Source organism: Halorubrum sp. Boch-26, from assembly GCF_029889805.1.
Taxonomy (GTDB): Archaea; Halobacteriota; Halobacteria; order Halobacteriales; family Haloferacaceae; genus Halorubrum.
This window is the reverse complement of record NZ_JARANT010000074.1, coordinates 1-13,251: the sequence shown is the minus strand read 5'-3', so window position 1 is coordinate 13,251 and position 13,251 is coordinate 1. Positions and strand designations below refer to the sequence as shown.

At 67.8% G+C, this 13,251-nt stretch carries 9 protein-coding genes and 1 pseudogene; 3 read left to right on the top strand and 7 right to left on the bottom strand.

All coding sequences use genetic code 11. The features are described 5' to 3' along the window. Nucleotides 1–382: 382 nt before the first annotated feature. From OQF71_RS10810 to OQF71_RS10800, 3 genes are all read right to left on the bottom strand, one after another. Nucleotides 383–1,435 (bottom strand): HNH endonuclease, encoded by a 1,053-nt coding sequence (locus OQF71_RS10810; protein ID WP_280587667.1) that lies wholly within the window; start codon nucleotides 1,433–1,435, stop codon nucleotides 383–385. Nucleotides 1,436–1,614: 179 nt separating this feature from the next. Then, a complete protein-coding gene (locus OQF71_RS10805; RefSeq protein ID WP_280587666.1) occupies nucleotides 1,615–2,547 on the bottom strand; it encodes an NAD-dependent epimerase/dehydratase family protein in 933 nt (310 codons plus the stop codon). Nucleotides 2,548–2,619: 72 nt separating this feature from the next. Then, entirely contained in the window at nucleotides 2,620–4,230 is a 1,611-nt protein-coding gene (locus tag OQF71_RS10800) for an iron ABC transporter permease (RefSeq protein ID WP_280587665.1), read from the bottom strand. A 114-nt stretch (nucleotides 4,231–4,344) separates the two neighbouring features. Between OQF71_RS10800 and OQF71_RS10795 the strand changes: the two genes are divergently transcribed. The 3 genes from OQF71_RS10795 to OQF71_RS10785 all read left to right on the top strand — a co-directional run bounded on the left by OQF71_RS10795 (nucleotide 4,345) and on the right by OQF71_RS10785 (nucleotide 7,414). Next, nucleotides 4,345–4,911, top strand: coding sequence for a gluconate 2-dehydrogenase subunit 3 family protein (locus OQF71_RS10795; RefSeq protein ID WP_280587664.1), 567 nt, complete (start codon nucleotides 4,345–4,347; stop codon nucleotides 4,909–4,911). Beyond that, nucleotides 4,908–6,542 (top strand): GMC family oxidoreductase, encoded by a 1,635-nt coding sequence (locus OQF71_RS10790; protein ID WP_280587663.1) that lies wholly within the window; start codon nucleotides 4,908–4,910, stop codon nucleotides 6,540–6,542. Before OQF71_RS10795 ends, OQF71_RS10790 begins: the two co-directional genes overlap by 4 nt. A gap of 218 nt (nucleotides 6,543–6,760) precedes the next feature. Next, a complete protein-coding gene (locus OQF71_RS10785) occupies nucleotides 6,761–7,414 on the top strand; it encodes a dolichyl-phosphate hexose transferase (RefSeq protein WP_280587668.1) in 654 nt (217 codons plus the stop codon). Nucleotides 7,415–7,871: 457 nt separating this feature from the next. Here the strand turns inward: OQF71_RS10785 and OQF71_RS10780 are convergent, their stop codons facing one another. The 4 genes and pseudogenes from OQF71_RS10780 to OQF71_RS10765 all read right to left on the bottom strand — a co-directional run. Further along, nucleotides 7,872–10,172, bottom strand: a complete 2,301-nt coding sequence (locus OQF71_RS10780) for a glycosyltransferase family 39 protein (protein ID WP_280587662.1) — start codon at nucleotides 10,170–10,172, stop codon at nucleotides 7,872–7,874. A 16-nt stretch (nucleotides 10,173–10,188) separates the two neighbouring features. Continuing rightward, nucleotides 10,189–11,325, bottom strand: a complete 1,137-nt coding sequence (locus OQF71_RS10775; protein WP_280587661.1) for an extracellular solute-binding protein — start codon at nucleotides 11,323–11,325, stop codon at nucleotides 10,189–10,191. 39 nt (nucleotides 11,326–11,364) lie between these two features. Next, on the bottom strand, nucleotides 11,365–12,546 hold the full coding sequence (locus OQF71_RS10770) for an alpha-1 4-glucan-protein synthase (RefSeq protein ID WP_280587659.1): 1,182 nt from the start codon (nucleotides 12,544–12,546) through the stop codon (nucleotides 11,365–11,367). A 22-nt stretch (nucleotides 12,547–12,568) separates the two neighbouring features. Then, a pseudogene (locus OQF71_RS10765) lies at nucleotides 12,569–13,204 on the bottom strand (YbhN family protein); the annotation flags it as partial. Nucleotides 13,205–13,251: the final 47 nt, after the last annotated feature.

Below are 13,251 nucleotides of genomic sequence, written 5' to 3'. Positions count from 1 at the left end.
GCTGGGTTTGTTGTGTTAAAAAAACAGGCAAGAAAGAAGAGAGAAGCGGAAACAGTGCGGGGTGGGATTCAAAGGGGCAACCGCGGGGCGGGCGCACACTCGCTGCGGTCCTCGGTCGCTCACTCCGTTCGCTCCCTGTGGTCCTTACGTCGCCTGCGCCCGCCCCGCGGTTGGGGCTTTGAAGATACTCACAGTGTCGGACCGACTCATAAACGAGTAGCTGGGGCTTTCGAGGTACCTATCACGTCAGTAGCAACAAATTACAACTTGACAGATATATAAAATGAGTAAAATCTAATATATATGATATGACCAATACAGAACTTGTAGTCACCACACGCGATCCTAATAGATTAGTTAATCTCGAACCTGCGTACTCCAATCACTCGTCTCCAAGCAATACTTTCGCGCGGTGGGTAGGTAGATGCTCGTATGTGGAATGGCAGGAATTACAGAGCGTGATCAAATTCTCTCCGGTGTTCGCAGCCTCATAACTGTCGAACTTTCGTATTTTCTTAATATGGTGGACATTTAATTTACTTCTGTATTTTCTAATGTGTTCTATATTCGACATCCCACAGTTCTGGCACTTGAAGTCGTCACGCTTTCTTATCTCCTCAGCATGTTCGTCCCAATTAGGGCCATAATACGGATCCTCGTCAACCCATAATGCGTTTCTGTCCCCCGACTGTCCGCCGGGTGGCAACGGATCGTATCCTGCTTTTTCGACGGCCTTTGGCCACGAACCGAAACGGCTGATAGCCATTTGTCGGCTAAATTGCCCGTTTTTATTATATTCGGCCCGGCTCGGTACGTGATCTAATTCATCGGCAACATTCTGAATGTCTTCTAATAATTCTTTGTCGTCAGCTGTACGCGGTCCCTTATCTGGGCGCGAAACATTCGCTTTTTGACAAGCTTTTTCCCAAGACTCAAACCGGTCTTTGACTGGCCTAGTTGTCCACTTGCCGTGCTCATTATACGTCACTTGCGAGAGCGGGCCGTCGATCTCTTGATCAACACGCCGCATATCGGTCAGCAATTCGTCTTTTATTGGTGCTTCGTCGAGTCCGTCGTACACCCCTGCTTCGTTTTTAGCCGTAATCCATGACTCAAAACGATACGTGATCGTACTCAACGCATAGTCGCCGCGTTCTTTGTAATCGGTTTTTGACGGTTCGCGGTCCACCTTTTCCGCTACACGTTTAATATCGGACAGTAGCTTGTCGCTGCTGATCTCGGGGCGACGATCATCTTCAACGTCTAACGCGGCAGCCCGGGCTGAAACAAAACTTCCACCGAAGTGTTTCGCAACAGTTGGACAGCTGTACTGGCCGTTCTCACGGTACTCTGCTACCGTAGGTGGATGACCCAACTGCCGCGCAACGCGTTTTAGATCGGCAAGCACTTCATCCTCAGAGACTCTACCGGCCATTTTACGCTCTCTTCTGTCTGTTTCGCAGTATTAAACAGTTTTTCCGTAAACAGTAGTCTCGGTGGTCTTTGTCTTCGTAAAAAGAAGTCCACAAATGTTGCATTCGCGCCCTCTATTCAACATACCCCCGAGAGAATATCAACGACTGAATATTCCGATGAAGCCAAACCGACCGCTCCCTATTCTACAATCTCGTCGATCAGCTCACGCGCGCTCCGCCGGACCGCCTCGTCGCTCTCGGTCGCGGGCTCCCAGCCGAGGTCGGCGAGGCGCTCGATCGAGAGGCGCATCTTCGGCACGTCGCCGGTCCAACCGCGGTCGCCGCCGGTGTAATTGTACTCGGGGTCGACACCGAGTTCGTCCGCGACGATGTCGGCGATATCGGTGACCGACGTGGTCGTCCGGGTGCCGAGGTTGTACACGTTCAGGTCCGCGTCCGCGTGTTCGACGACGTACTGGATGGCGTCCACGCACTCCGAGACGTGCATGTACGACTTCTCCTGCCGGCCGTCGCCGAGGATCTCCAGCTCGGACGGATCGCTATCCAGCTTCTGGATGAAGTCGGGGACCACGTTGCCGCGCTGGTGCGGGCCGACGATGTTCGCGAACCGGAACACCCACGACCGGACCCCGTACGAGTGGGCGTGCGTCGAGATCAGCGCCTCGTCGGCGAGCTTCGAGGAACCGTAGATGGAGATCGGTTCCAAGGGCCCGTGGTCTTCGGGCGTCGGACGGGGCGCCTCGCCGTACACCGTCGAGGAGGAGGTGAACGCGAGGCGGTCGACGCCGACCTCGTGCATGCGTTCGAGGACGTTGTACGTCATCGCCGTGTTGTCCTCGAACAGCTCCCGGTCGTCGTCGTAGTTCGTGTCGGTGTACGCGGCGAAGTGGAAGACGATATCGACATCCTCCGTGACCGCCTCGGCGACGTCGTCGGGGTCGGTCAGATCGGCCTCGACGAAGTCGGCGCCGTCGGGGACGCGGGCGCGGTCGCCCTTCGAGAGATCGTCGGCGACGCGAACCGTCGCGCCGCGATCGAGGAGCTGCGCGGCGAGGTGGCTCCCGACGAGCCCCGCGCCACCGGTGACGAGGACAGACGAGTCATCGAGCATACACGTGAGTCGGCACGGGCCGATAAGTACGCGTCGGTCGATCCGAGACGCGTCCCAGATCCACTCCCCCGCCTACAACCCCTCTCGGCCGCCCTCCTGCGCGAGGATGACAACCATCGAGAGCCCGGAGATGACGAGCAAGATGAGCGTGGGAACGACCGCGTACTGGTACAGCGCCGTCTCCTGCGCGCGCCAGATCTGCGTGACGATCGTCTCGAACCCGGACGGACGGAGGATGAGCGTGACCGGGAGCTCCTTCATTGTGGTGAGGAAGACGAGGGCGGCGCCGGCGACGATCCCGGAGCGCGTGAGCGGGAACGTCACGCGCTGGAACGCGCCCATCGAGGACTCGCCGAGGCTCCTGCTGGCCTCGACGAGCTTGGGGTCGACCCCGAGGATCGCGGTCCGCGTCGAGCCGACGACCTGCGGGAGGAAGCGGACGACGTACGCGAACACCAGCAGCGGGAGCGTCTGGTAGACCCACGGGAGGTATCCGGAGCCGAAGTAGACCAAGGCGAGCGCCAGCACGATCCCGGGGACGGCGAACCCGACGTAGGTGGCCCGCTCGAACAGCGTCGCCAGCGGCGAGTCGTGGTTCGCGGCGAAGTACGCGACGGGGATCGCCGCCAGCGCGGCGGCGACCGCGGCGGCTGCGGCGACCGAGACGGAGTTGACGACTTGGACCCACTCAAATGCCATCGAGGGACGGCGCCCGGCTTCGGAGCGCACGAGCCACAACAGGAGGATCCAGAGCGGGACGAGGAGCGCGACCGCAGACACCGACGCCGGCAGGAGCGTCGCCGGCCAGCGCCACCGACCGAGGCGCACGAGACGGTCGGTGGTGCCTGCGTCGTCGCCCGGCGCGTCCCGGTTCGACCGGACCAGCCACTCCAGTGCGAGCACGACGAGCACGACCCCGAGCAGCTGGAGGGAGAGCAGCGCGGCGTAATCCCGTCCGAAGGCGTTGTACTCGACGTAGATCTGCCGGGTGAACACCGGGAGTCGCATGATCGACGGCGTACCGAAGTCGGAGACCGCGTACAGCGCCGCCAACAGCGACCCGGCGGCGATCGCCGGCCGGATCACGGGGAGGGTCACCCGACGGAACGCCGCGAGCCGACCGTGGTTCAGCGTCCGGGCGGCCTCGATCAGCGTCGTGTCGAACGAGAGGAGGGCCGCCCGCGTCGTCAGGTAGACGTACGGGTACGTGTACAGCGTGATCACGAGAATCGTCCCCGGGAGCCCGTATATCTCCGGAAACCGTTCGATCCCCAGCGGCGAGAGCACGTCGTGGAACTCCCCTTGCGGGCCGAACGCGGAGACGAACGCGAACGCACCGACGTAGCTCGGCACAACGAGAGGGAGCGCGGCGATGACGGACCAGAACCGCCGGAACGGGAGGTTGGTGCGGGCGGTAAGGTACGCCAGCGGGACGCCCAGCAGAATGGAGAAGACCGTGACGCCGGCCATCAACAGCAGACTGTTGCCCAGCACCTCGGCGGTCGCGGCGCTGAAGAGGAGATCCATCGCCCGCGCTCGCTCGACGGTGACGGCTTCGATCACCAGCCACGCGAGCGGGAACACCACCGTCGCGGCGACGGCCGCGGACAGCAGGGTCAGCCCCGGCGGGAGGCGATCGTCGCCGTCGGTCAGGAAATCGCGGATCCGGCGTGTCAGGCTCATGGTCCGGGAGGCGAGGTACGTTTCGGAGGGACGCGGCACCGACCGTTAGCAGTTCCGATTCGGTCGTCGATCTGGTCCGACGGATATAATAGTTTAGGGAAGCCTAAATCGGCTATGGAACTGACGCGGCGCGACGCGACGGCCGCGCTGGCCGCCGTCGGCGCGACCGGCGGGGTCGCCCTCGCGGTCCGACGGACGGGCGACGACCCGGATAGCGGCGGAAGGGCGACCGACGGTAATGGAAGGGGAAACGAGGCGCTCCCCGACGAGGCGTCGGTTCGCGCGTCGATGGCCGCGGTCGCGACGGTCCTCTACCCGAGCGAGGTCGACGGGGTCGAGGCGTTCGTCGACCGATTCCTCGACGGCCGGCTCGACGGGTCGACCCACGCCGAGGGGGTCCGCACCGCAGTCGGCGAACTCGACGACGCGGCGCGCTCGTGGCGCGGCGCGCCGGTCGCCGAACTCCCCGAGAGCGACCGCGACCGGCTCCTCCGGGAGGTGGGCGCCGACACCGCCGAGGAGGATCCGGACGGGACGCTCGCGGAGCGGGCGCGCTACTACGTCGTCAACGAGCTCCTGCTGGCGCTGTACGCCTCGCCGACGGGCGGCGAGCTGGTCGGGTTGGAGAACCCGCAGGGACACCCCGGCGGGACCGAGAGCTATCGGCGGGGCCCGCGATGAGCGCGGAGGACGTCCGGAGCGGCGTGACGGGGGAAGCACCGGTCCGCGATGTCGACCGCTCGCCCGTCGTGAACGCGGACGTCTGCGTCGTCGGCGCCGGTCCCGCGGGCGCGCTCGTGGCCGACCGATTGGCCGCCGACCGCGAGGTGGTCGTCCTCGACGCCGGCCCCCGGTTCGACCCCGCGGACCGCCTCGCGCGCCAGGAGCGAGCGATCCGCCCGAGCTACGACCGACCCGACGTGTGGGACGTGGGCGGCGAGCGCGACGCGCACGCCAGCTCCGGCGAGCGGGCCTACCCGCTGAACCACGCCCGCGTCAAGGGGATCGGCGGGTCGACGCTCCACTGGCAGGGGATGGTGATGCGGCTCCACGAGGACGACTTCGCCTCCGAGACGGAGCGCGGTATCGGCGCGGACTGGCCGATCGACTACGCCGACCTCCGGCCGTACTACGCCGAGGCGGAGCGAGAGCTGGGCGTCGCCGGCGCCTCGGACAACCCGTACGCCCCGCCGCGCGAGGAGCCGCACCCGATGCCGGCGTTCGAGCCCTCCTACAGCGACTCCCTGTTCGCGGCGGCGTGCGAAGAGCTGGGGATCGACATGCACTCGGTGCCGAACGCGCGCAACTCGGAGCCGTACGACGACCGCTCCGCCTGCGTCGGCTACGGCACCTGCCAGCCCGTCTGCCCGGCGGGCGCGAAGTACGACGCGACCGTCCACGCCGACCGCGCCGAGGGGCGGGGCGCGACCGTGATCGACCGCGCGCCGGTCGGGCGGCTGGAGCACGACGCCGACCGCGTCACCGCCGCGGTGTACGCGACGCCCGACGGCACGGAGCACAGACAGCCCGCCGACGCCTTCGTCGTCGCCTGCGGCGGCGTGGAGACCCCTCGACTCCTCCTGCTCTCCGAGTCCGACGAGCACCCGGACGGACTGGCGAACTCCAGCGGGGCGGTCGGGAAGTTCTTCATGGACCACCTGTTCGCGGGCGTCGGCGGCACCCTCGACGAGCCGACCCGTCAGAACCACGTCGGCTTCTACACCAGCGCCTGCGACCAGTTCTACGACGAGGCCGACGCGGAGACCGCCCCGTTCAAGCTGGAGTTCCTCAACTACGCGGGGCCCTCGCCGGTCGAGGAAGCGCTGACCGGCGACGACTGGGGGGACGACCTCGTAGACCGGCTCCGCGACGGCTACGGCACACACGTGGCGATGGGCGGGCTCGTCGAGCAGCTCCCCCGGTCCGACAGCTACGTGAGTCTCGACCCCGACCGCACCGACGACCGCGGCAACCCCGTCCCCGAGGTCCACTGGCGCGTCGGCGACCGGGCGCTCCGGACGGTCGAGCGGGCGAACGAAATCCAGCGGTCGATCCTCGAAGAGCTCGGCGCGGAGATCGAGTGGGTCGCCGGCCCCGACGCGACAGGCCCCGCCTACCACCACATGGGTACCACCCGGATGAGCGTCGACCCCGACGCGGGCGTCGTCGACGCCGAGTGTCGGACCCACGACTTGGACAACTGCTGGATCGCGTCGAGCTCCGTCTTCCCCACGAGCGGCGCGATGAACCCCACGCTCACGATCGCCGCGCTGGCGCTGCGCGTCGCCGACGACGTCGAGCGCCGGCTCTGAACTCTTTTTTAGGCAAACCTAAAAACTCAAGTGGGTGGAGCGGCCCGTACGAGGTAATGAGCGGATCACTCAGCGCGAACGGGTCGGCCGACGAGGTCGACGCGGCGGAGAACGGAGCGGCGACCGACGGCGACGAGACCGCCGGCGTGGAGACCGCCGGCGACGCGGCCGCCGAGGGCGCCGGGGAACACTACACCTTCGACGACGTTAGCGTCGTGATGGGGACGTACAACGAGGAGGAGGCGATCGCGACGGTCCTCGACGACGTCGACGAGGTCACCGGCGGGCGCGCCGAGGTCGTCTGCGTCGACGGCTCTTCGGACCGGACCCCGGCGATCGCCCGCGAGCACGGCGCGACGGTGATCGAACAGGAGCCGCAGGGGTACGGCGTCGCCGTCCGGGAGGCGATCTTAGCGCCCGACCGCCCGGTCGTCGTCACGACCGACTGCGACGACACCTACCCGATGGAGCAGCTGCCGGAGTTCCTCGAGGCGATCAACGACGGCGCCGACGTCGTCAGCGGCGACCGGCTCTACCACGGCGCGGAGGCGATGCCCGCGTTCAACCGCCTCGGCAACCACGCGTTCGCGCTCATCGCCTCCGTCCTGATGGGCGAACGCGTCCACGACACCACGACCGGGATGCGCGCGTACCGCCGCGAGGTCGTCGAGGAGATCGAGTGGACCGAGAACACCGGCCTCTCCGCAGAGCTGCTCATCCGCCCATTGATGCGCGGCCGCGACGTGCGCGAGCGCCCCATCGACTACGCCGAGCGCCTCGGCGAGACGAAGCTCGACCCGATCGAGGGCGGCGCCGCCATCGCGAAGTCCATCGTGACGGTGTGTCTCGAAGAGCAACTGCGACGGCTCTGAGCGGGAGCCGGTTTCAGGACCCGAAAAACCGATTCTTTTCGCCGGCAACGCGGACCGCCGGAAGCGACGTGATATTTAAATAAAACAGCGGTAGCGACGACATCTTATAAATGAACGCGGCGGTGGCGCGCGCCTCCGAGCGCCCAGCGGGCGCGATGAGCACGCGCGAGGGAGGAGCGAGCGAAGCGAGCGACGAGGCTGGGGAGGCGTGAGGTGCTGTGCGGTGCGGTCGGGTGGGACTCAAAGGGGCAGTCGCGAGGGCGAAGCACGCCGCAGCAAGCACCGCAGCGAGCGATAGCGAGCGAGGAGCGCAGCAAGGCGCGCGAGCCGTCGCGACTGGGGCTTTGGAGGGATTCACCGACAATCCGTAGTTGACCGCTTATAAATGAGCGATTGAATCGGTGGAGCTGTTCTCCGGCGAGTCACGGTCGACCATTTATAAACAACCGCCAGCGACTCACGCTTCCTCGTTCGCCTCGGCCGCCGTTTCGAAGGCGACCCACTCGGGGTGAACGCCGGAACCGCCGGGGACGTAGGTCCCCTCGGACCCGCACGCCGTCGTGAGCCGACAGACGGAGCGCTCGGGCGGCCAGATCGCCTCGACGCCCCCGTCCGACTCCCGAACCGTCGCCTCCTGCCGGTAGGTGAACGTCGAGCCCGCGGGGTCGACGAGCGTCACCGTCACGACGACCTCGTCGCCCGCGGAGTCGATCGGAACGGTCCGGTTCGGGGCCCCCGCCAACCGCGCGCCGTCGGGCGTCAGCGACCACTCGACCGTCAGCGAGCCGTCGGGGTCGCGCACGTCGTACTCGGCGCGAGCCGTCTCACCGGCGCCGAACGCCCCGCCGGCACCGGACGCCCCGCCGCCGCCGGACGACTCGCCGCGAACGGTCTCCAGTCGAACGACCGCCCGCTGAACGCGGTCGGGGACGCCGACCGTCGTCGCCGCGTCGATCCGCGCGCCCTCCCGGACGTCGAGCGGTTCGAGCTTCGGGGTGACGTGGCGGTCGGGGTCCGGCGTCCACACGCCCCGGTACGCGTAGCGGCGGATCTCGCGGTCGGGGTAGGCGTCGATCGCGGCGAAGTCCTCGGCCGGGCCGCGGTCGAGCGCGTACACGACCGGACCGTCAAGTCCGGGGTCGTTCCGGAGCAGTTGGAACGGGTGGTTGAGCCACTCGCCGTACGGCGTGGGAACGAACACGAGGTCCTCGTCGAACTCGGCCGACTCGATCGGTTCGTAGGCCGCCTCGTACTTCTCCGCGTGCGACGCGTGTCGGTCGAGCGGCGCCTCGGCCGCGGCGACGGCGCCGAGCGCCCCGCCGAGAATCGCGAGGGCCGCCAGCGCGACGACGACCGCCCGGGCCGTCCCCGGCGTGACCCGAGAAGCGAGTCCCGCGCGGAGCCGAGAGAGCCCTCCGCCGACGGCGACGACGGCGACGCCGCCGAATATCGACAGCGGGACGAGGAGATCGAAGTGGTAGAACGGCCCGAAGCCGGCGACCAGTCCGTCGGTGGGGTCCGAGAACGTCGCGAGGAGGTTGTTCGTCCCCCAGAAGAAGAGGTTGCCGACGACGACGGAGCCGACGACGCCGACGAGTAGGAGGCCGGCGGTTCGTTCGAAACGGCGGTCGTCCGTATCGTCCGCCCTGACCTCCACCGCACGACGCCCCGACAGCCACCGCCGCGCCGCCAGCCCGCCGCCCGCGAGCGCGAGCAGCGCGCCGAGCGGTCCGGCGACGACCCAGCGCGTGGCGAGGTACCACAGCGCGTACCCGTTCGAGCGGAGCGCCAGTTCGAGCGTGTACTCCTCGCTGTGGCCGAGGATCCGGCGCTCGCCGAATCCGGGGCCGTCCATCGGTGCGAACGCCTCGTACGGGAAGGTCAGCGGGGAGCCGGTCAGCCGGAGGTTGTACGCGAGAGTGACGCCGACGAAGAGGGTCCCGAGAAGCGCCGTGAGTCCGTGGCGACGGATCGGTCCGGGGAGCGGGAGCGGCGCGACCCCCGCATCCCGAATCGCGGCGGCCTCCCTGACCGCAGCGACCTCACGGACCGCGACGGCGACCCGAACGAGCGCGTGCAACATAAAGGGGGCCGCGAACAGCACCGCGGTGTACGGTCGAGCGAAGAAGGCGAGCCCGATCGCGACGCCCGCCAGCCCGGCGAGCGGGAGCGACCGGTCGCGGACGCCACGGAGGTACGCGACCGCGAACAGCAGGTTCAGGAACGTCGTCGGCGCGTACGGGAGGAACACCGCGGAGGTGACGAGCGCCAGCGGCGAGGCGACGAAGCAGACGGCGGCCGCAAGACCGACCCGCCGGTCGAACACCGTCCCGCCGAGCAGGTAGACGAGCGCAGCGTTGCCGGCGGCGACCGCCGCGAGCGTCACGCGTGGCTCGCCGAACAGCCACATCGAGACGGCGTACGTCGCGGCGGGGACGGGGTTGTACTTCGGGTAGAGTCGTCCGCCGTCTTGGATAAAGAACCACGGGTGGACGGCGTCGGCCAGCGCGCCGGCGTTGATCTCCAGCTGGCCGGAGCACAGCAACGCCGCCTGCATGAGGTACACCCCCTCGTCGTGGTTGTACGAGTGGTACCGGAAGACGGTCGCGGCGACGACGAAGGCGAGCGCGCCCGCCACCGCCGCGACGGCCGCGGCCGCGAGCGTCAGTCGATCCGTCCGGACGAGCCCGGCGCAGACGCGGCTCGCGAGTCGCCGTGCGAGCGGACGCGGGTCGAACGGATCCGAGCGGGACGACACGGGCGTCGGTGGGAGCCTAGAGGTCGGCGCCGGCCTCGCGCATGAGGTCGATCGTCGGTTCGAGGTCGGAGAGCTGCGTCAGGTCGATGTCGGGGACGTCGAGCTCGTCGATCGTGGGCAGGTCGCCGATCGGCTCGACATCGGGAATGAGCGGGTACTCGAACGTCGTCCGTGCGAAGTAGTCCTGGGCCTCGGACGACAGCAGGTGGCGGACGAAGTTCTCCGCGAGGGTCGCGTCGGACGCCGTGTCGACGACCGCGGCGCCGGCGACGTTGAACACCGCGCCGGCGTCGCCGCTGGTGAACGCCGTGGCGATCGACGCTTCCGGGTTGCCGTCGAGGACGCGCTGGATGTAGTAGTGGTTCGTGAACGCCGCGTCGACCTCCCCGTCGGCGACCGCCTGACAGGCGGCGAACTCGTCCGGGTAGCTGCTGATCCCGGAGTCGACGATCGACTCCAGCCAGTCGAGCGTCGCGTCGTCGCCCTCGATGATGCGCATCGCCGTGACGAACGCCTGACAGGAGCCGTAGGAGGGCGCCCAGCCGAGGCTGCCGGCGAACTCCTCCGGGTACGCCATGATGTCGTCGGGGAGGTCGCCCTCGGAGAGCTCCTCGGTGTTGTACGGAACGGTTCGCGCACGGCCGGAGGTGCCGATCCACTGCTCGGTGCGGAACTCCTCGCGGACCATGTCGGTGATCTCCGCGGGGAGCGCCCGCGTTCGTCCCTCGTCGGCGAGCGCGCCGAGCGCGCCCGCGTTGACCGAGTAGAACACGTCGGCCGGCGACCCCTCGCCCTCATTGACAATCGCGTTCACGTGGTCGGTGGAGCCGGCGTAACGGACCGTCAGGTCGAAGTCGTCGTACAGGTCTTCGATGTACTCGATGAGTTCGCCAACGAGGAACTCGCCGCGGCCGGAGTACACCGTGAGCTCGCCCGACAGGTCAGGCATGTCGGACATGGATGTCCCGCCGGGGGCGTCACGCCCCTCGCGACCGGAACCGATCTGTCCGACCGCTCCGTCGGCGCCGTCGCCGCCGCCGTTGTCGTCGCCGTCGTCGTCGCCCATACAGCCCGCGAGGCCGGCGACGCCGAGCGCGCCCGTGGCCGCGAGGAACCGCCGGCGGTCTACATCGTTCGGTATATTGTGAGCCATATGTTTTAGGCTAGCCTAAATAAACTTAGTGGTGTCGGTTCAGTCGTCCGCGACCGCCGGCGTCCGGCGGATCGCGTCGAGGCAGTCGAGCCAGTCGCGCATGTACTCGCCGCAGTGATTAAGGAACGCGCCGTTGTTCCACTCGGAGAAGTCACCCTCCGCGAGCGCGTCGGCCATCTCCGCGAACGCCGCCTCGAACGAGTCCGCGTCGGCCCCCTCCCCGTCGACGACTTCCCAGACGTGTTCGTTCAGCTCCAACCCCGCCACCTCGTTCGCGAGGTCGTCGAACGTCGAGCGCGGCGCCTTGTTGTGCTCGCACAGCGGGCGGCCGTTGTAGATCCGCTTGTCCAGCACGTCGCAGGCCCGCTTGAGGAAGACGCCCGACCAGATGTCGTCGAAGCGGCCCACGTCCCACTCGTTGTCGTCCATCGGCAGCTGGTAGAACGCGGGGATCACCTCGCGGCGGAACGCGAGGTTCATCGAGCAGACGGTGAGGTAGTTGCCGCGGGCGGCGACGAAGTCGTCGCCGAAGTCGTCGGCGGTCGTCCGCGTCTGCGCCTGGCCCGCTAGGTCGCCGTCCATCAGGATCCGGACCGCGTCGAGGTCGGGGACGTTCGTCCACAGCCCCTGCGAGGCGACGACCTCGCCGGCCTCGATCTCGGCCGTGCCCGTCTCGACCGTCTCGTCCATCGCCGAGTACGGGTAGCCGCGGGGGTAGAGCCCGTGCTCGTCGGCGTTCTGGTAGAGGACGTTCACCCAGCTCTCGTCGGAGCCGACGGACTCGACTTCGCCCTCGAACGCGAGGTTCTCCATGTGGCGGCCGAAGTAGTCCTCGTTGCCGTGCGGGAGCGTGTCGTCGTCGATGAAGAGGCCGTACTCGAAGGCGTCGTCGGCCCACATGTAGAGGAGCCCGAAGCTCGTCTCGGCGTGGCTGGCGGCCGGGACGACGCGGCCGTACTCCGCAACGCCGTTGGCCTCGTACCACTCCTCGCGGCGGCTGCCGTCGAACACGTCGCCAGAGACGTCCAAGTCGTCCAGCATCGCGCGCATCTCGTCGACGTCGCAGAAGTCCTCGGTGACGAGCACGAAGTGGAGCCGGGAGACGTCGAACCCGTGCTCTCGGGCGTTCGCGACGTACTCGCGGAGACACTCGTACTCTCGGATCGTGGGGACGATCACGCAGACGTCCCCGCTCGCGGCTGCTGAACGGCGGTCTTCCATACACCGAAGTTTTTAGGCTTGCCTAAAAGTTTGGCGGTCCGGAGTTCGACGCCTCGCTCTCGCCTGTCGCACCGGGCGACGTGCCGCCGGCGACGCTCCCCCCGTCGGCCTTCGGCGCGCGGGTCGACTCGCCGTCCCGCGCAGGATCGACCGTCGCCGAGGGGGTCGGCTCGCCGCCCGACCGAGAGCCGGCCGTCGGTGAGAGCCCGAACGCGAGCGCCGCGGTCCCGCCGCCGGCGAGCGTCACCGCGTTTTTCAGCGCGTGGTCGAGGATCGCCGCCGCGAGCGCCGTCTCGACGGGCAGCCCGGTCGCGCTCGCGACGAGGCCGGTGAACGCCGCCTCGTACAGCCCGATCCCGCCCTGCGAGAGCGGGAGCACCTTCGCGAGGTTGCCGACGCTGACCGCGAGCGCCCCGACGGCGAGCAGCGTCGGCGCCGGGACGAGCCCGCCGAGCCCGCCCACGAGCGCGGCGAGCACGAGCACCGCCGTGAGGACGTCGAGCGCCCAGACCGCGAGGCTCCAGAGGAACACCGCGCCGAGGCGCCGGGGGTCGACGGCGACCACGCGGACGGACGCGCCGAACCGGACGGCGGCGTCGACGGTCCCGGCGAGTCGCGACTCCGCTGCCCGAGCGCGGAGCGCGGGCCCGCCCCGCCGGCCGCCCCGGCCTACGTTGTCGAAAGGAACGAAGAAGAAAAGTCACA

What these genes read in the sequence shown, in the direction of transcription:
- OQF71_RS10770 (WP_280587659.1), bottom strand. Translation starts at nt 12,546, where the DNA reads ATGGAAGACCGCCGTTCAGCAGCCGCGAGCGGGGACGTCTGCGTGATC.
- OQF71_RS10800 (WP_280587665.1), bottom strand. Translation starts at nt 4,230, where the DNA reads ATGAGCCTGACACGCCGGATCCGCGATTTCCTGACCGACGGCGACGAT.
- OQF71_RS10785 (WP_280587668.1), top strand. Translation starts at nt 6,761, where the DNA reads ATGGGGACGTACAACGAGGAGGAGGCGATCGCGACGGTCCTCGACGAC.
- OQF71_RS10795 (WP_280587664.1), top strand. Translation starts at nt 4,345, where the DNA reads ATGGAACTGACGCGGCGCGACGCGACGGCCGCGCTGGCCGCCGTCGGC.
- OQF71_RS10790 (WP_280587663.1), top strand. Translation starts at nt 4,908, where the DNA reads ATGAGCGCGGAGGACGTCCGGAGCGGCGTGACGGGGGAAGCACCGGTC.
- OQF71_RS10805 (WP_280587666.1), bottom strand. Translation starts at nt 2,547, where the DNA reads ATGCTCGATGACTCGTCTGTCCTCGTCACCGGTGGCGCGGGGCTCGTC.
- OQF71_RS10775 (WP_280587661.1), bottom strand. Translation starts at nt 11,325, where the DNA reads ATGGCTCACAATATACCGAACGATGTAGACCGCCGGCGGTTCCTCGCG.
- OQF71_RS10810 (WP_280587667.1), bottom strand. Translation starts at nt 1,435, where the DNA reads ATGGCCGGTAGAGTCTCTGAGGATGAAGTGCTTGCCGATCTAAAACGC.